Raw genomic sequence first — 230 nt, 5'->3', positions numbered from 1 at the left:
CTGTCCAACCTGCGCAGGACCGACGGCGGCACCACCTGGGAAGTCACGCTGAAGGCCCCGGAGTCCGCCTCCGTCAGCAGTACGACGGGCAACAAGATAAGCGTGAACCTGGCAGGAATCACCGACCTTGCGGGCAACGCCGGGGTGGGCACGGCGGACTCCACGGTCCGCTACGACATCGACACCGTGCTCCCCAGCGTGACCATCACGCTGGCCGACAGCAGCCTGAC

At 67.0% G+C, this 230-nt stretch carries 1 protein-coding gene; it reads left to right on the top strand.

The genetic code is table 11. The features are described from left to right. Window positions 1-230 (top strand): Ig-like domain-containing protein (locus tag D5041_RS21975; protein ID WP_265285844.1); only part of this gene is annotated, 230 nt, incomplete at both ends.

Source organism: Verminephrobacter aporrectodeae subsp. tuberculatae, assembly GCF_026127385.1.
Lineage (GTDB): Bacteria > Pseudomonadota > Gammaproteobacteria > Burkholderiales > Burkholderiaceae_C > Acidovorax > Acidovorax aporrectodeae.
Note: the sequence above shows the minus strand (reverse complement) of the source record. Positions and strands in the feature narration are given on the sequence as shown.